This window comes from Kitasatospora sp. NPDC127067 (genome assembly GCF_042724755.1).
Lineage (GTDB): Bacteria > Actinomycetota > Actinomycetes > Streptomycetales > Streptomycetaceae > Kitasatospora > Kitasatospora lactacystinica.
The window spans coordinates 1-17022 of sequence record NZ_JBHXEM010000164.1 but is presented as its reverse complement, the minus strand read 5'-3'; the positions used below and the strand labels follow the sequence as shown (position 1 = coordinate 17022).

Here is a 17022-nt window from a genome sequence, read left to right as displayed (position 1 = left end):
CCGGCCGGCGCCCGCCCGCCGCCCCCCGCGCCGCCCCCCCGCCCCTCGCTCAGGCGGGCGCGCAGCAGGGAGAGGATCAGCCACCGGCGCATCGCCCCGACGTGCCCCGGGGAGCCGTGGACGTCGTCGAAGACCTTGAACCGGGCCCGCGGTGCCAGCAGCGCGAGCCGGCGGTGCTCGCCCTGCGGGATGATCTCGTCGCGGGAACTGGCCACGTAGTCGACCGGGATGTCCACGGATCCGAGCTGGGCCGGGGTGAGCGGGAAGTCGGCCAGGACGTCCCGGAGTTCGTCCCGGTCCGCGGTCCGGGTGAGCCGGCGCAGGGTCTCCACGGTGATGCCGGGGACCTCGGGCCACCACGCGGAGTCGGTGAAGAACCCGGCGACGGGCGCCCCGACGGTGTGGATGCTGCGGATGCGGGGGTCCTCGGCGGCGGCCCGCAGCGCCAGGTGCCCGCTGAAGCTGAGGGCGAGCGCCGCCGTCTCGGCGACCCGCGCGCGGTCGGCCAGCCGGTCCAGCAGGTACGGCAGCAGGCGCCAGGAGTCGGCCCGGTACGGCAGCGTGTTCTCGCCGACCCCGGGCAGTTCGGTGGCGACGGCGGCGAAGCCGAGCCGGGCGAACAGCGGAAGCGTCGGAGCCCACTGCTCCTTGACGCTGACGATGCCTCCCATGATCAGCAGCAGCGGCCGCGGCCGGTCGGCCGACAGGCCGGACGCCCAGGCCGCCAGCTTGCCGTCCGGGTGCTCGAACTCCAGCCGCTCGATGCCGTTGCGGCCGGTGCGCCGCCAGGTGTCGAAGGCGTCGACGCAGCGGCGCTGGGCCTCCAGCCGGTCCTCGTCGCCGTGGTACGGGAAGCGGGCGAGCGCGTAGCGCCGGCAGGCGTCGAGCGGGCGGCCGGCCCGCAGCCGGTCGCCCTCGGCGGTCCACACCCGCGCCCAGGAGCCGGGGTCGCCGGGTTCGTCCCCGGTGATCCGGGACAGTACGGACCGGACGTACTGCTCCGTCAGGCCCTGGCCGCGTCCGTGCAGCCGGGCGAACTCCTTGAGCTCTGCCAGATGGTCCATGGTCGTCCTCGGGTGGGCGGTCGGCGGGGGGCGGGGTGGTCGGCGCGGGCCGGGCCGGGGGCGGCCCCGGCCCGGCCCCGCCCGGAAGGACAGTGCGGGTGGCGGCTCAGGCCGTCCCTGCGGCGCCGGCGGGGCGGTCCGGGCCCGCGCCGCCCTCGAAGCCCTCCAGGGCCTGCTTGAGGTCGGCGAGGACGTCGGCGGCGAGGGCGCCGTCGATGACCCGGTGGTCGAAGGTGAGGCCGAGCCGCATCAGCGGGGCCACCTCGACCCGGCCGTCCCGCACCACGGGCCGGTCGAGCACCCGGCCGGCGTTCAGCGTCACCGCGGTGCCGCCGCTGGCGTGGAAGCCGTCCACCGGGCGGTGCCCGAGCGAGCTGACCGCGACGGTGCCCAGGACGCCGGGGCGGCGCCGGGGGCTGCGCAGCGCGGCGGCGAAGGCCAGTCGGCCGAGCGGGACCGGCAGCCGGCCCAGCATCCGTACGCCGCGGAACTCCGGGAGGTCGGCGGCGGCGATGTCCCGGTAGCGGTCGATCCGCGCCTGGATGGCGGGCAGGTCGGCGCTCTCCAGGCCCGGCAGCAGTGCGGAGAGCACGGTGCGCTCGCCGTCCACCGGGCGGTCGAGGGCGAGCTTGGCGGTGACGCCGGTGAAGCGGACCGTCCGGGGGCCCCGCAGGCCGGGCCAGCCCGGGGCCAGGACGGCGTTGGCCTCGGGGTGGCGGTCCAGCACGCGGCCGGTGGCGTGCAGCAGGTAGGCGACCACCGAGTAGCGGCTCCCGGCCGCCCCGGCCTCGGCGCGGTGGCGCTGGACGCGGGTCATGTCGATCTCGGTGTCCAGGTGCACCGGGCGCTGCCGGGCGGCGTGCTCCAGGAAGTAGAGGGTGTGCCGCCGGCGGCGCTCGGGGTGCGGGCGGGCGGCGGTCACCGGTCGACCGCCAGCCGGTAGATCTCCTCCAGGCTGCGGGCCTCCATCACCCGTCCGACCGGCAGCGGCCGGCCGGTGCTCCGCTCCAGCGCGGTGACCAGCTTGAGCAGGTAGAGGGAGTCCCACTCGGGGATCCGGTCGAGGTCGGCGGCGATGTCCCCGTCCGCCAGCGGGATGCCCAGTTCCTCGCGGACCAGGCGGGCGAACTCGTCGACGGTCTGCATCATGCGTCCAATCGGTGACGGAATGTCACATCTTCTCCAGGGCGAAGCCCGCCTTGATCCACTTGCTGGACTCCACGGCCACCGCGAGGGCCTTCTCGCCGCGGGACATCTGCCCCAGCAGCCGCTCCAGCTGGAGGAAGGGCAGCGCGTTGCCGTTGTTGCCGGTGTCCGCGACGCAGGACACCTCGGTGGCACCGGGCACGTCGAGCTGCTCGTGGATGCGGCGGGTCATCCGGCCGGAGAGCTGCGGGGGCAGCAGGTAGTCGAGCTCCTCGGCGGACCAGTCCAGGTCGTCGAGCAGCTCCCAGAGGATCTCCACCGCCATCACCGGGACGAACTCCTCGATGGCCTTGTAGTCCTCCCGGACGGCCTGCCGGTCGTCGTACCGGTCGGCCAGGCCGAACCAGTCGATGACCTGGCCGGGCTCCCGGCCGAGGCCGGTGAACCGGTTGAGCACCCGGCGCAGCGCCACCGCCTCGCCCCTGGGCTCGGCGGTGAGCACCGCGGCGCCGGCGCCGTCGCCGAAGAGCACGTAGTTGACCAGGTCGCTCGGCGCCGCGCCGGCCAGGTCCCGGTCGAGGTCGAGGTGCTTGCTGCAGACGTCGCCGCCGATCACCAGGCCGGCCCGGTGGCCCTCGCCGGCGATCAGGGTCCGGCCGAGCCCGAGCGCCTGGACGGCACCGGCGCAGCCGGACTGGAGCTGGTACGTGGGCACCTGGTCCAGGCCGAGCTGGTCGGCGATGTGGTTGACGGTGGCGGGCATCAGGTGGTCCGGGGTCGCGGTGCCGAGCACCACGAAGCCGATCTCCGCCGGGTCGATCCCGGCGGCGGCGACGGCCCGGGCGCCGGCCTGGGCGCACAGGTCGGCGAGCGACCAGCGCACCGTGCCGGTGGCGAGGTCGCGGGCGAAGTGGCGGGTGCGGGTGCCGATGAAGAGGTCGATCCACTCCTCGTTGACCCCCAGCACCTTGGCGAGCGCGGCGTTGTCGACCGGGTCGCCGGGCAGGGCGGTCCCGACCGAGGCGAGGTACGCCTGGACGGGATCGCGCTCGGGTGGCGGCTGCATGGTGTGCGGTCCTTTCTGCGGGACGGGTTCAGACGGCGGCGGTGTGCCGTTCGCCCAGGAAGCCGATGAGGTCGCCGACCGAGGACAGCCGGGGCAACAGGTCCTCCACGCTCAGCGGTTCGAGGCCGGTCAGCCGCTCCTCGATGCGCTTCTTGAGCTCCATGACCATCACCGAGTCGAAGCCGAGGTCCTCGAAGAGCCGTGCGTGCGGGGTGATCTCCTCGGGCGCGTAGCTGCCCACCTGCGCCACGGCGGCCAGGACGGCGCCGGCCACCGGGTCCGGGGCCCGCAGGCCCAGGTCGGACCCGGCCGGCCGCGGGTCGGCGGCGGACGGGACGGTCGCGGACGGGTCGAGCGCGGACGGGTCGGAGGCGGACGGAACGGACGTGGACCGAACGGGCGGGCGGGCCCAGAACCGGCGGTCGTCGGCGAAGGCGTACGGGGCCAGCCGGTGCGCCCTGCGGTCCTCCTCGGCGTACACCGCGTGCCAGTCCGGGTCGACCCCGCCGCGGAACAGCTCGGCGACGGCCTCGGCCAGCTCCCGCCCGCCGGCCTGCTCGCCCGGCACCGGCAGGACGCCGCGCGGGCCCGCCCCGGCGGGGGCACCGCCCAGCCGGCGGGCCATCGGGACGAGCACCGGCCGCGGGCCGACCTCCAGCAGGTGGGTCGGCGCGTCCGCGAGCAACTGCCGTGCGGCGTCCGCGAACAGCACCGAAGCGCCGATGTGCTCGACCCAGTAGGCCGCGTCCATCGGCTCGGCCTCCAGCAGCCTGCCGCGCAGCGTGGAGTACACCGGCAGGGCCGGGACGCTCCCGCCGGCCTCCTCCGCGATCGCGGCGAAGCGTTCCAGCACGGGCTCCATCAGCGGCGAGTGGAAGGCGTGCGAGACCTCCAGGCGGCGCGAGCGCACCCCGGCGCGGGTCAGCTCCTCCTCGATCCGGGCCAGCGCCGCGAGGTCCCCGGAGAGCACGGTGGCCGTGGGCCCGTTGACGGCGGCGATCCCGATCAGCGGTTCGCCGGCGATCCGCTCGGCCAGGACGGCGGCCTCCGCGCGCACCGCCAGCATCCCGCCGCCCGCGGGGAGTTCCTGCATCAGCCGGCCGCGCGCGGAGACCAGCCGGGCCGCCTGCTCCAGCGGCAGCGCGTCGGCGAGCACCGCGGCCGCGTACTCGCCGATGCTGTGGCCGAGCAGCATCCCGGGGCGCACCCCGAGTTCGGTCAGGGTGGCGGCCAGCGCGTAGCCGACCGCGAACAGGGCCGGCTGCGCCCAGCCGGTGCGGTGGACGGCGGGGTCCGCGGCGAGCAGCAGGTCGCGCACCGAGCCCTCGGTGTGCGGCCGGAGCGCCTCGTCCGCCCGGTCGAGGTGGCGGCGGAACAGCGGGGCGTCGCGGTAGAGGCCGGCCGCCATGCCCGGGTACTGCGAGCCCTGCCCGGTGAAGAGCAGGGCCACCCGCGGCCGCCCGCCCGGCCCGCCGGTGAGGCGGGTCAGCAGGTCCTCGTCGTCGGCCGCCCGGCGCAGGACGGCCGCCAGGTCGGCGGTGTCGGTGGCCGGTACGGCGAAGCGGTGCCGGTGGCCGGTCTTGAGCCGGGTGCTGCTCCAGCCCACGGCGCCGACCGGGGTCACCCGGTGGCGCTGGAGGGCGTCGGCCTGCGCCACCAGGTTGCGGCGCAGCGCCTGCGCGGTGGGCGCGGTCAGGGTGAACACCGCCGCCCCGAGGCCGGTGGGCCGGGCGGCGGATCCGGCCGTGGGCCGGGCGGCGCCGCCGGGCGCGGACTCCAGCACCGCGTGGGCGTTGGTGCCGCCCATCCCGAAGCTGCTGAGGCCGCCGACGGTGGTTCCGGGCGCCAGCCGCAGGGGCGCCTTGAGCAGCCGCAGGCCGTACTTGGAGAGTTTCAGCGCCGGGTTCTCCCTGGCGGCGAACCGGCTGGCGGGCACCACCCGGTGGTGCAGGGAGAGCGCCACCTTGATGAGTCCGGCGATCCCGGCGGCGCCCTCGGTGTGGCCGAGGTTGCCCTTGACCGAGCCGAGTGCCAGCGGCTTGCCGGTGCGGTCGGCGTGCAGGTCGCCGAGCGCCTTGACCTCGATCATGTCGCCGAGCACGGTGCCGGTGCCGTGGCCCTCGGTGAAGGCGACGTCGGAGGGCTCGACCCCGGCCCGGCGGTAGGCGGAGGCCAGCACCTCCTGCTGCGACCAGCGGTTGGGCGCGGTGAGGCCGTTGCTGCGCCCGTCCTGGTTGACGGCGGTGCCGCGGATCACCGCGTACACCGGCTGCCCGTCGGCGATCGCGTCCTCGAGGCGGCGCAGCACCACCGCGCCGACGCCCTCGCCGCGGCCGATGCCGTCGGCGTCGGCGCTGAAGGGCTTGCAGCGGCCGTCGGGCGCGGAGAGCCCGGCCTGGGTGTAGAAGATGCCGAGGGCCGGCGTGAGGGCGATGTTCACCCCGGCCGCGACGGCGGTGTCGCACTCCCCCGCCAACAGGGCGTTGCACGCCAGGTGGACGGCGACCAGCGAGGAGGAGCAGGCCGTGTCCACGGCCAGGCTCGGGCCCTTGAGGTCGAGGTGGTAGGAGATCCGGTTGGCGGTCATGCAGTAGCCGTTGCCGGATCCGACCTGCGCGGTGACCCGCGCGTAGTCGGTGAGGTGGAGGTGGGCCCACTCGTTGCCCATGATGCCGACGAAGACCCCGGTGTCGGTCCCGGCCAGGCTCTGCGGCGCGATTCCGGCGTCCTCGACCGCGCGCCAGGCGCACTGCAGGACCAGCCGCTGCTGGGGGTCCATCGCGGCGGCCTCGCGCGGCGAGATCGCGAAGAACTCGTGGTCGAAGGCGTCCGGGTCGGTGATGAAGCCGCCGCTGGTGGTGTTGGAGTGCCCCTCGGCGCCTTCGGGCGAGTAGAAGTCGTCGGCGTTCCACCGTTGTTCGGGCACCCGTCCGACGCCGTCACCGGAGCGCATCAGCAGGTCCCAGTACGCGGCGGGGTCCGGTGCGCCGGGGAAGCGGCAGTCGATGCCGACGATGGCGACGGGCTGCATCATGCCTCTCCCACGGTGGCGCGCAGCTCCTCCACCAGGTATCCGGCGAGCGCGTCGACGGTCGGGTAGTCCCAGGCCACGGTGGGCTCCAGGACGAGGTCGAAGTCCTCCTCGATGTCGCCGCACAGGCTCAGCGCGGCGACCGAGTCCAGGCCGTACTCGGCGAGCGGGACGCCGGGGGCGATCTCGTCGGCCGGGCGCTTCAGGTAGAGGGAGATCCGGTCGGCGAGCCAGCCGGTCAGGGTCTCGACGGTGTGCTCGCCGAGGGTGGCCGGAAGGCCGGTGGTGGGGACGGTCATGAGGTGCTCCTCGCTGCGTGGGAAAGGACGGGGCGGCCGGTCAGCCGGCCAGCGGGGTGTCGTAGAGGTCGTAGCCGCGGCGCTCGTGGAAGCGGCGCAGCAGTTCCTGGTGGACCTTCTCCTCGCAGCCGGCCGGCAGGTCGGCCGGGCGGCGTCCGAGGCGCCGGGCGAGCCGGTGCAGGGCGGCCGCGGCCCAGGAGGGGTCGGCGAGGAAGGGGTCGGTGCCGTCGGCCCGGGCCGCGCGCCGGACGCCGAGGACGGCGGCCGCGGCGAGGACCACCGCGTAGCGGTCGGCCAGGGCGAAGGCGCCGGGGCCGGCCAGGGCGGTGCGGTCCTGGGGGGCGAGGGCGAGGCTGTCCTGCTGGATCCGCCGCAGCTCGTCCACCATGGCGAGCGCGAGGGTCCGCAGGGCCCGCTCCTCGGGCGTCGCGTCGGGCCGGTCGTCGCGGGAGGCGACCAGCGAGGCGCTGAGGCTGTCCCGCCCGGCGGCGAGGGTGAGCCGGTCGAAGGGGATCCCGGGCAGGTCGGTGCGGGTCTCGAAGAGCGCCGCGGGCGCCTCGTCGCCGGTGAACCAGGCCCGCCGGGCGAGCCTGGCCAGCTGCGGGACGACGGTGGCCTGGCAGGCCGCCGAGCCGGCGTGGCCGAGGCTGAGCACCGGGAGGTCGCGCAGGTGCTTCTGGAAGGCGCCGAACTCGCCGTCGCGGAGGTAGAAGCGGGCGCCGAGCACGATCGACAGGTCGTGCATGACCTCCGTCAGCACCTTGGGCACCAGGTACTTGACGACGGCGGCGGACACGCTGGTCTCCTCCGGCAGGAGGTGCACGGCGCGGGTTCCGACCAGCGAGAGGCTGTCGCAGACCAGCAGGTCCAGGAAGGCGCCGGTGAGGGTGGAGCGGGCGTGCGGGATCTCCGCGACCGGGCGCCGGTAGAGGCGCCGGCCCAGGGCGAACCCGACGACGGTGCGCAGGCCGGTGTCGGCGGCTCCGAGCGCCATCCCGGGCAGGACGCTGCGGGTGATCTGGAAGGAGCGCAGCGCCAGTTCCGCGCCCTGGCCCTGCTCGCCGACCAGGGTGGCGGCCGGGACGGGGCAGTCGTCGAAGTCCAGGCCGGAGATCCGGCAGCCGCGCACCCCGGCGGTGGGGTGGCGGGGCAGGGTGGCGAAGCGGGCCGGGTCGAGCTGGTCGCGCTCCGCCAGCAGGACCGAGTGGCTGCGGGCGCCGGGCGCGTCGTCGGTGCGGGCGAACAGCGCGAAGGCGGCGGCCCGGTCGGCGTTGTTGATGACCTGTTTGCGGCCGTGCAGCCGGTAGCCGCCGGGCTCGGGCCGGGCCCGGAAGTCGTTGCGCAGGAAGTCGTTGCCGTGCGCCAGCTCGTGGTACGCGACCGAGACCTTGGCGCCGCCGAGCAGCAGCTCGGCCAGCCGTGCGCGCTGCTCGGCGCTGCCCGCGGTCCAGACGTTGACGGCCGCCATGAACGAGGTGACGCCGTAGCCGAGGCCGAGTGCGACGTCGCGCCGGAAGACCGGCCGCAGGGTGCGGGCCAGGGTGTCGATCCGGGTGAGCCGCCCGCCGAGTTCGGCGGGGACGAATTCGGCGGTCAGGCGGAGGTCGTCCAGCAGGTGTTCGCCGGCCCCGGACAGCTCGCCGGCCTCGTCGGCGGCCAGCAGCCGTTCGGTGCCGACCGGGTTGGCCGGGTCGCCCGGGTCGCCGAAGCGGCGTTCGAGTTCGGCGACCCGGTCCCGGGCCGCGGTCTCCTGGGCCCCCTCCCGGGGGCGGTCGGCGGGGGCCTCCGGACGGGGGAGTCCGGGGGCCGCGGAGTCGGTCAGCATGGCGCCCCCTCGGCAGGACGGTCGTCGGTGGGTGCGGGGCGGTGCAGCCGCAGCGGGAGCAGGGAGTGCAGCTCGCCGGCCGCCCGGGTGTCGCGCAGCCGTGCCAGCAGCGCGGGGTAGGCCTCCGGCCGGGGGCCGTCCTGCTCGCCGAGCCGGACCAGCAGCCGGTCCAGGGCGGGCCACAGCCAGACGCCGTCGCGCCAGAGCGCGCCGGTGCGTCCCCGGGCGGCGGCCCGGTGGTTGTGCGCCCACAGGCCCAGGCAGGCGGCGCCCGCCAGGCAGAGGCTGTAGCGCCGGGCGACCTCGAAGGCGGCGGTCGGCACGTCGGAGACCGGGGAGCGGTGGGCGGCCATCTCGGCGTGGACGCGGCCGGTCGCGGCGAGCAGCAGTTCGGCGGCCTCCAGGGCGCCGTCGAGCGCGGGGTCGTGCCCGGCCTCGGCGCGCAGGGCGGCCACGGAGGCCGGCAGCGACGCGACGATGCCGCTGCCGCCCTTGGCGACCAGGGAGAGCCGGGACGGGTCCAGGGCCGGCAGCGGCGCGGCCAGGTCGAAGGCGGTGGCGGCCCCGGCGGTGTCCCCGGTGCCCCGCTCCCAACCGCGGGACAGTGAACGGAACTGGTTGACCAGGGAGTTGAGGTTGACCAGGGTGTTGCCGTCGAACAGTCCGACGATCCGGTGGTCCCGGTCGACCTTCTGGAACATGCCTCCGGCGTGCTCCCCCTTGAGGAAGGCGCGGGCGCCCAGCAGCCGGGTCAGTTCGGCGATGACCTGCTCGGTGCCGGTGGGCACCAGGTACTTGGTGGCGGCGGCGGCCACGCCGAGTTCGCCGGTGAGGGTGTGGACCGAGCGGATCGCGACCGTCGCCAGCGCCTCGCCGACCAGCACGTCGGCGGCGGCCGAGGCGAGCACCTGCCGCGCCTGCGGCAGGTCCACCAGGCGGCGGCCGTACAGCTCCCGCCGCTCGGCGAAGTCCAGGGCCAGCGCGAGGGCGTGGTCGGCGGCGCCCAGCGACAGCGCGGCGCACATCGTCCGGGTCAGCTGGAGCGCCTTGAGCACCGTCTCCAGGCCGCCGCCCTCGGTGCCGACGAGGGCGGTGGCCGGCACCGGGGCCCGGTCGTAGGCGATGCCGCTGATGTCGGCGCCGCGGATGCCGTGGGTGCGGATCTTGTCGAGGCAGCGGTAGTGCTCCGGGCCGAGGCCGCGCTTGTCCATCAGCAGCACGCTGAACCCGCGCGGGCCGCCGGCCGGGTCGGTGCGTACGAGCGCGGACAGGACGCTGCCCCGGGTGGCGTTGTTGATCAGCCACTTCTCGCCGCTGACCAGCCAGCCCCCGGCGCCGTCCGGTTCGCCGTGCACCTCGTCGGCGAGCAGGTCGCTGCCGTGCGCCCGCTCGGTGAGGCCCAGCGACACCGGGACGCCGGCGCGGATGTCCGCGGCCAGCCGGGCGGCCTGCTCGGGGCTGCCCGACACCCAGACGCAGACGCCGCCCAGGTAGGTCTTGCCGTGGCCGATCGCCACGGTGAGGTCGCGGCGGGCGACGGTCCGCATGACCTGCATGACGGTCTCGTAGTCGGTGAGCCGGCCGCCGTGCTCGGCGGGCACGTAGTGGTCCTGGAGGCGCCAGTCCTCCAGGACCCGGCAGATGTCGGCCGGGAAGGTCTCGCTCTCGTCCAGCTCCAGGCTGCGGGCGTACGAGAAAACGGTGCCGGGGGCGTCCGGGTCGCCGAGGAACTGTTCGAGCTCCTCGGCGACGCGGTACGGCGCGTGGTCCATGTCAGCCCACCGGTTCCGGGTCGCGGGTGCCGACGAGCTCGCGCACCGCCGGGTCGAGCACGGCGTGCAGCGGGGTGACGGCGCCCTCCAGGAACAGCTTGCGCATCAGGGTCCGCTGGATCTTGCCGCTGGTGGTGCGGCGGACGGTGCCCGGGCGCACCAGCAGGACGTTGCCCGCGGGCACCGCGAACTCCCGGCTGACCAGGGCCTGGACGGTGGCGGTGAGCTTCTTGAGGTCCTGGTCCGCCAGGGCGCTCGGGCGGACCTCGTGGATCACCACCAGGTGCTCCTGGCCGGTGTCGACGGCGAAGACCGCTCCGGCGCCGAAGGCCGTCGGCTCCAGGGCGCGCACCGCGTTCTCCACGTCGTACGGGTAGATGTTGCGGCCGTTGATCAGGATCATCTCCTTCAGCCGGCCGGTCACGAACAGTTCGCCGCGCTCCACCGCGCCCAGGTCGCCGGTCCGCAGCCAGCGGCCGAGCTCCTCCGCGCCGGCGATCCGGGCGCCGAACACCTCCGCGTTGACCTCGGGGCGGTCCCAGTAGCCGGAGGAGACGCTGGCGCCGCGCACCCAGATCTCGCCGACCTCGCGCTCGGGGCGTTCCGCACGGGTCTGCGGGTCGACGATGCGCACCTCGAAGTCCTCGGAGCCCACGACGCCGCTGGAGGCCAGGGCCCGCGTCGGCTCCCCGAGGAACGGCCCCTCCAGCCGGCCCGTCTCCAGGCCCGCGGCGTCCACCTCGCGCAGCACCGCCGGCCGGCCGTGCCGCTTGCCGGAGACCAGCAGCGTGGTCTCGGCCATGCCGTAGCAGGGGAAGAACGTGTCGGCCCGGAAGCCGTACGGCCCGAAGCGCTCGGCGAAGGCCCGCAGGGTGTCGGCCCGGACCGGCTCCGCGCCGTTGCAGGCGACCTGCCAGCTGGACAGGTCGATGCCCTCCAGGTGGGCGTCGGTCACCCGCCGCAGGCAGAGGTCGTAGGCGAAGTTGGGGGCGGCGGAGATGGTCACCCGGTGCTCGCCGATCAGTTCCAGCCAGCGCACCGGACGGCGCAGGAAGGAGGTCGGGGACATCAGCACCGCGCTGGTGCCCAGCCACAGCGGCTGGAGCACGTGCCCGATCAGGCCCATGTCGTGGTAGAAGGGCAGCCAGCCGCCCAGCACGGTGTCCGGGCCGCTGCCGGTGGAGCGCTGGATGGCGGCCTCGTTGGCCAGCAGGTTGGCGTGCGAGACCATCACGCCCTTGGGCTCGCTGGTCGAGCCGGAGGTGTACTGGAGGAAGGCCAGGTCCTCGGGGCGCAGCCCCGGGTCGCGCCAGGCGGCGGCGTCGCCCACCGGCCCGTCCGTGGCGAGGCAGAGCACGTCGGAGAAGCCCTCGTCCGCCAGCCACGCCCCGACGTCCGGCGCGTGCTTGCCGATGGTCAGCACGGCGCCGACCCGGGCGTCCCGGACGATCCCGGACACCCGCTGGAAGTGCTGGCCCTGCTCCGTGGGCAGGGGCGCCGGGACGGCCACCGCGCCCGCGTACAGGCAGCCGACGAACGCCGTCAGGAACTCCAGTCCCGACGGGTACAGCAGCAGCACCTGCCGGCCGGTCATCCCCCGGTCCTGCAGCCAGGCCGCCAGCTCCTTCGCCGACCGGTCCAGGCCCGCGTACGTGAGCCGTTCCGGTTCCACCCCCCGCACCCCGTTCTCCAGGAACAGGTAGGCGTCCGCATCCCCACGCTCTGCCGCCCGCGCGAGCACCAGCTCCGCGAACGATCGGAAACCCGCCACCGTCAATCCCCCTCGTTCGGTCGACACGTCCGGACCGATCATCAGTTCGAGCACTAAAGCCGCCGTTGCGCTACACGCGCCTGCGCAGGCCCTCCAGTTGGGCCCACAGCTCCTGCTCCCGCTCCGACAGCGGGACCCCGCGCAGCAGGCGCTCGGGGTGGTCCGCCGGCGGTTCCTCCAACGGCGCGGGCGCCTGCTCCCGGCCGACGGTCAGGTGGTACTCGACCGTGACCGCCCCGAACATCGCGCCCAGGTTGGCCAACGCCCGGACCCAGCCGACGGCCATCCGCCGCAGCACCGCACGCCGCCGCTCCCCCGGCCCCACCGCTACGCCCCCCGGTCCGGGGCCCGGTCGAAGTCCGCGGTCAGGGCGACGTGCCCCGGCACCTCGGGCAGGACCCCCAGGTCGTGCCGGAAGGACACCTCCCCGGCCGCGTCCTCACCGGTGGGCACGAAGCCCAGCGACGGGTAGAGCCCGCGCACCTTGCCGTTCTTGGCGGTGGGCCGGAAGCGGGCGTGCACGGCCGGCGCCCCGGCCCGCCGGGCGCGCTCCAGCACGGCGGCCAGCGCGGCCTGTTCGATGCCCCGGGCGAAGACCCGGCAGCTCAGCAGGGCGTTGTCGATGTGCCAGCCGTCCTGGGCCGTGCGCACCAGGACCAGGCCCACCAGCCCGTTGTCGCCGAACCGGTCGGTGGCGCGGACCGCGAGCACCAGGTGCTCCGCCGCGTCCATCCGGGCCCGGACGTCGGCCGCCTGGAGCCGCTCGGTGGTGAGGTTGAACTGGTTGGTGCGCAGGGTGATCTGGGAGGCCCTGGCCACCTCGTGCTCCCGCACCGGCGAGAGCGAGACCCGCACGTCGAGCCGGGCCAGGTAGTCCTCCATCGAGCCGGCGTCGTCCAGCAGGTCCTGCCGGGCGGCCTCGGAGCGGTACTGGTCCGCGCGGACGCGGTCCTCCGCGGTGAGCGCGGCCACGTCGAACCAGCCGTCCGCGAGCAGCCGCTCCACGTGCAGCGCCGGCTCCTCGTCCAGCCGGACGACGGCCACCTGGGGCAGGCTGCTCGCGACCAGCCCGCACTCGAACGGCGAGTCGTCGACGAAGACGAAGCTGTCCACGCCCAGGTTGAGCCGGCGCGCGATGTCCAGCAGATTGCCGTCCTTGGGCTCCCAGTTGGCGTTCACCCGGACGAAGTCGCCCTCCCGGAGCACCATGTCGGGGTGGTCGCGCAGCACCCCCAGCACCGCCTCCTGGTCGTTCTTGCTGGACACCGCCAACAGGACGCCCTGGGCCCCTATTTGGGCCACCACCCGCTGGAAGCGGCCGAACGCCTCGCCCCGGTAGGTGGTGGCCGCGGCGATGCCCTCCGGACCGTCGTCGCCCAGGATGCCGTCCCACAGGGTGTTGTCGAGGTCGACCACCAGCACCTTCCTGGCCCGGCCGCGCAGGCCGCGCACCAGGTGGCCGACCTCGCGGGCGTACGCCGCGAGCAGCTCCTCGCCGAGCTGCGCCTTGGCGTAGGCGGCCAGCCGGGGCTCGTTCACCGGTCCGCCCGCGGCGACCAGCGGGTCCAGGTCGACCACGCGCACCCGCTCGTGCTCCAGGGCGATCCGCAGCAGCCCGGCGTTGAACTCCCGCCACGCGATGCCGATCCGCGCCCGGGAGCGCGCGTCGACCAGCTGACGGGTGTGGACGGGCAGCAGCGGCACCGTGTTGAGCACCAGGGTGCCGCTGCCGTGCCCGACGTAGCGGGCGGCCAGCGCGGTCAGCAGGCGCAGCTTGGCCGCGACCGCGTCCTCCAGGTCCTCCGCCCGCCAGGGGTGCGGCAGTTCGTCGAACACCAGCTGGGCGTCCAGCACGCACAGGGCGAGGTCCACGCCCGCCGCGTACAGCTCGCTGCCGGTGTCCTGCAGGTCCCGCAGCCAGGAGCCGTAGTCGGCGGTCGTCGCCTTCGCCACGAAGCCGTGGCGGGCGAGCTCGGCGGTGAGCGGGGCGGTGAGGGCGCCGAGCGTGGAGTGGCCGGTGACGGCCACGCCGACCGCCTCCAGCCCCTCGTGGCGGGCCAGCACCTCGGCCGGGTCGAGCCGGGCCAGCAACTGCCCGGCCCGGGCCAGGTCCCGCCCGGGCGTCCCGGCCGGCGCGCCCGCCGCCAGCTCGGCCAGCAGGCCGGGCACCTGCGGGTACTCCTCGGCCAGCCGCCCCTCGCCGTGCAGGGCGCGCAGCCGGTCCAGCGGGCCGGTCCGCTCGCCGGTGGCCGTGTTCACAACCGCGGTCACGGTCTCTCCTTCGCTGCCTCTGATGGACGCGCCGAGCCTGCGCGGACCCTCTTAAGGCGTCCTTGCGCGCGGGCCGGGAGCGCTTCGCAAGGAGGGCTTTAGCCGGTCCGCGAAGGGTGGCGGCCGAGACCGTGCCTCCGGATCCACCCACACGCGAGGAGCAAGCCATGACAGATACGGCCGGATCCAGGCCGGTGAGCACCCAGGTGTGCATCGTCGGCGCCGGTCCCGCCGGGCTGACGCTGGCGCTGGAGCTGGCCCGCCGGTCGGTGTCGGTCACCGTGGTGGAGCAGAGCGCCCACTTCGACCGCTCGTTCCGGGGCGAGTCGATCTCGCCGGACTCGGTGTGGCTGCTGGAGCGGCTCGGCATCCTGGACAAGGTCAGGGACAGCACCCTGGAGACCCGCCGGATGGAGATCCTCGACGGCGGCCGACCGGTGCTGAAGGCCGAGTTCGCGGCCTTCGACCAGCCCTGCCCGTTCCCGATGGAGCTGCCGCAGCCCCCGCTGCTGACCGCGCTGGCCGACGAGGCCGCCGCGCTGCCGGGCTTCACCCTGCTGCGCCGGACCACCGCGGTGGAACTGCTGCGGGACGGCACGGCGGTGACCGGCGTCCGGGTCCGCGGCCCCGAGGGCGAGTCCGAGGTCCACGCGGCGCTGACGGTGGCGGCCGACGGCCGCTTCAGCAAGGTCCGCGAGATGGCGGGGCTGCCGTACGAGAAGATCCCGCTGGAACGGGACTTCGTCTGGTTCAAGGTGCCGCAGCCCGAGGCCTGGGACCCGCACACCTACCGGGTCCGCATCCAGGGCGACCGCCACGGACTGTTCATCCCGACCGTGCCCGACCTGGTGCGGGTGGGCTTCAACATCCCCAAGGGCGGCCTGCGCGAGATGCGCAGGCAGGGCATCGAGTCGCTGTACGCCCGGGTCGACGAGCTCGCCCCGGAGGTCTCCGCCGGAGTGCGGGAGTCCGTCACCAGCTGGTCGGACACCTCCATGCTGGACATCTTCACCACCGTGGTGCCGCACTGGTCGCAGCCCGGCCTGGTGCTGGTGGGCGACGCCGCGCACACCCTGACCCCGGTGCTGGGACAGGGCGTCAACCACGCGATCGCCGACGCGGTGGTCCTGGCGCCGCTGGTCGCCGAGGCGTTGGCCGGCGACGGCGGACCGGGCGCCCTGCACGCCGCCTGCCGCCGGTTCCAGCACGTGCGGGAGGGGCACGTGGCCCGCTCCCGAGGCCTCCAGATGCGCCAGGAGCGGGCGTTCGCGCTGAGCGATCCCGTCCCGGTGGCGCTGCGCCGGCTGGCCTACCGCCTGGTGAGCTCCAACAGCCTCCTCAAGCGCAGGATCGTCGCCGGCATCTACTACCCGCTCCAGGACGCGCACCGGAGCGGACGCGCCGTCCTGCCCGTGGCCCCCCACCGCACGGGCTCCGTGAGCTGACCGACAACCACAGATTCGGAGAGGAACCACCGATGACCGCACAGCCCGACGCAGCACCCGCCCCGGAGGCCCAGGAGGTGCCGGACTACCCGTTCGAGCGCCCGTCCGCGATGCAGGCCTGCCCGTTCTACGGCCACCTCCGGGAGAACCGGCCGGTGGCCGAGGTGCGCATGCCCAGCGGCGACCACGCGTACCTGGTCACCCGGTACGACGACGTGCGCACCGTGTTCTCGGACCCGCGCTTCAGCCGGGCCGCCACCCTGGAGGACGGTGCGCCCCGGCTCGCGGCGGCACCGCAGAAGTTCAAGAGCCTGCTGAACATGGACCCGCCGGAGCACACCCGGGTGCGCAAGCTGGTCTCCCGGGAGTTCACCGTCCGCCGGGTGGCCGCCCTGCGGCCCCGGATCCAGGAGCACACCGACGCCCTGCTGGACGCCATGGCCGCGAGCAAGGGGCCGGTGGACCTCATCCCGGCGCTCGCCTTCCCGCTGCCGGTGACCGTGATCTGCGAGCTGCTCGGGGTGCCGTTCGAGGACCGGGAGAAGTTCTCCGCCTGGTCCAGTGCCTTCCTGGCGACCACCTCGCGGACCAAGGAGGAGATGCTGGAGGCCCAGGTCGGCCTGTTCACCTACCTCTCCGAGCTGGTCGAGGCCAAGCGGCAGCAGCCGGACGACGGCCTGCTGTCCGCCCTGGTCTCCATCCACGACGAGGACGGCGACCGGCTCAGCCACGAGGAGCTGATCTTCCTCGGGATCAGCCTGCTGGTGGCCGGCCACGAGACCACGGTCAACCAGATCGCCAACAGCGTGGTCGCGCTGCTCACCAACCCGGAGCGGCTGGCCGAACTGCAGGCGAACCCGGAGCTGATCGACGCCGCGGTGGAGGAGCTGCTGCGCGCCTACCCGCCGGGTGACGAGGGGCTGCTGCGGATCACCACCGAGGAGCTCGAACTGGGCGGCGTGGTGATCCCCAAGGGCTCCGCGGTGCTGCCCGGCCTGGCCTCCGCCAACCGCGACCGCCGCCAGTACACCGACCCGGACGAGCTCGACTTCCACCGGCCGAGCAACCCGCACTTCGCGTTCAGCCACGGCACCCACTACTGCATCGGTGCGGGCCTGGCCCGGCTGGAGCTCCAGATCGCGATCGGCTCGCTGTTCCAGCGCTTCCCCACCCTGAAGCTGGCCGTGGCCCCGGAGGACCTGCCGCGCCCCTCGGGCATGCTGGTGCACGGCATCAGCGCGCTGCCCGTGGTGTGGTGACCCCGGCGCGTCCCCGCCCCTGACGACGAGCAGCCCCCGGACCGGAGTCCGGGGGCCGGGCCTCGGTAGCCGG

The 17022-nt window shown here is 74.9% G+C and carries 13 protein-coding genes; 2 read left to right on the top strand and 11 right to left on the bottom strand.

Going from position 1 to position 17022, the window contains the following annotated elements; genetic code table 11:
• The 11 genes from ACFWJ4_RS37175 to ACFWJ4_RS37125 all read right to left on the bottom strand — a co-directional run.
• On the bottom strand, window positions 1-1064 hold a 1064-nt coding region (locus ACFWJ4_RS37175; protein WP_380552619.1), incomplete at its 3' end, for an alpha/beta fold hydrolase.
• Window positions 1065-1170: 106 nt separating this feature from the next.
• The gene (locus ACFWJ4_RS37170) at window positions 1171-1986 is read right to left on the bottom strand and encodes a 2-oxo acid dehydrogenase subunit E2 (RefSeq protein WP_380552616.1); all 816 of its coding nucleotides are present in this window, start codon (window positions 1984-1986) and stop codon (window positions 1171-1173) included.
• Window positions 1983-2213: an acyl carrier protein gene (locus tag ACFWJ4_RS37165; protein WP_359914409.1), complete on the bottom strand. Its 231-nt coding sequence runs from the start codon at window positions 2211-2213 to the stop codon at window positions 1983-1985. Before ACFWJ4_RS37165 ends, ACFWJ4_RS37170 begins: the two co-directional genes overlap by 4 nt.
• Before the next feature lie 22 nt (window positions 2214-2235).
• Window positions 2236-3276: a 3-oxoacyl-ACP synthase III family protein gene (locus ACFWJ4_RS37160; protein WP_359914412.1), complete on the bottom strand. Its 1041-nt coding sequence runs from the start codon at window positions 3274-3276 to the stop codon at window positions 2236-2238.
• Window positions 3277-3304: 28 nt separating this feature from the next.
• A complete protein-coding gene (locus tag ACFWJ4_RS37155) occupies window positions 3305-6307 on the bottom strand; it encodes a type I polyketide synthase (protein WP_380552622.1) in 3003 nt (1000 codons plus the stop codon).
• A complete protein-coding gene (locus tag ACFWJ4_RS37150; RefSeq protein WP_359914414.1) occupies window positions 6307-6606 on the bottom strand; it encodes an acyl carrier protein in 300 nt (99 codons plus the stop codon). Before ACFWJ4_RS37150 ends, ACFWJ4_RS37155 begins: the two co-directional genes overlap by 1 nt.
• Window positions 6607-6646: 40 nt before the next feature.
• Window positions 6647-8431, bottom strand: coding sequence for an acyl-CoA dehydrogenase (locus ACFWJ4_RS37145; RefSeq protein ID WP_380552612.1), 1785 nt, complete (start codon window positions 8429-8431; stop codon window positions 6647-6649).
• A complete protein-coding gene (locus ACFWJ4_RS37140; protein WP_359914419.1) occupies window positions 8425-10203 on the bottom strand; it encodes an acyl-CoA dehydrogenase family protein in 1779 nt (592 codons plus the stop codon). The genes ACFWJ4_RS37145 and ACFWJ4_RS37140 overlap by 7 nt, the downstream gene beginning before the upstream one ends.
• Before the next feature lies 1 nt (window position 10204).
• Entirely contained in the window at window positions 10205-11974 is a 1770-nt protein-coding gene (locus ACFWJ4_RS37135) for a fatty acyl-AMP ligase (protein ID WP_380552607.1), read from the bottom strand.
• Between the two features lie 70 nt (window positions 11975-12044).
• Window positions 12045-12272, bottom strand: a complete 228-nt coding sequence (locus tag ACFWJ4_RS37130; RefSeq protein ID WP_380552604.1) for a DUF6059 family protein — start codon at window positions 12270-12272, stop codon at window positions 12045-12047.
• A 29-nt stretch (window positions 12273-12301) separates the two neighbouring features.
• Window positions 12302-14245: an HAD-IIIC family phosphatase gene (locus ACFWJ4_RS37125; RefSeq protein ID WP_380552601.1), complete on the bottom strand. Its 1944-nt coding sequence runs from the start codon at window positions 14243-14245 to the stop codon at window positions 12302-12304.
• A 167-nt stretch (window positions 14246-14412) separates the two neighbouring features.
• On the opposite strand from ACFWJ4_RS37125, the gene ACFWJ4_RS37120 reads away from it, so the two are divergent.
• The gene (locus ACFWJ4_RS37120; RefSeq protein WP_359914430.1) at window positions 14413-15690 is read left to right on the top strand and encodes an FAD-dependent oxidoreductase; all 1278 of its coding nucleotides are present in this window, start codon (window positions 14413-14415) and stop codon (window positions 15688-15690) included.
• Between the two features lie 32 nt (window positions 15691-15722).
• The gene (locus ACFWJ4_RS37115) at window positions 15723-16949 is read left to right on the top strand and encodes a cytochrome P450 (RefSeq protein ID WP_380552598.1); all 1227 of its coding nucleotides are present in this window, start codon (window positions 15723-15725) and stop codon (window positions 16947-16949) included.
• The last annotated feature ends 73 nt before the right edge of the window (window positions 16950-17022 follow it).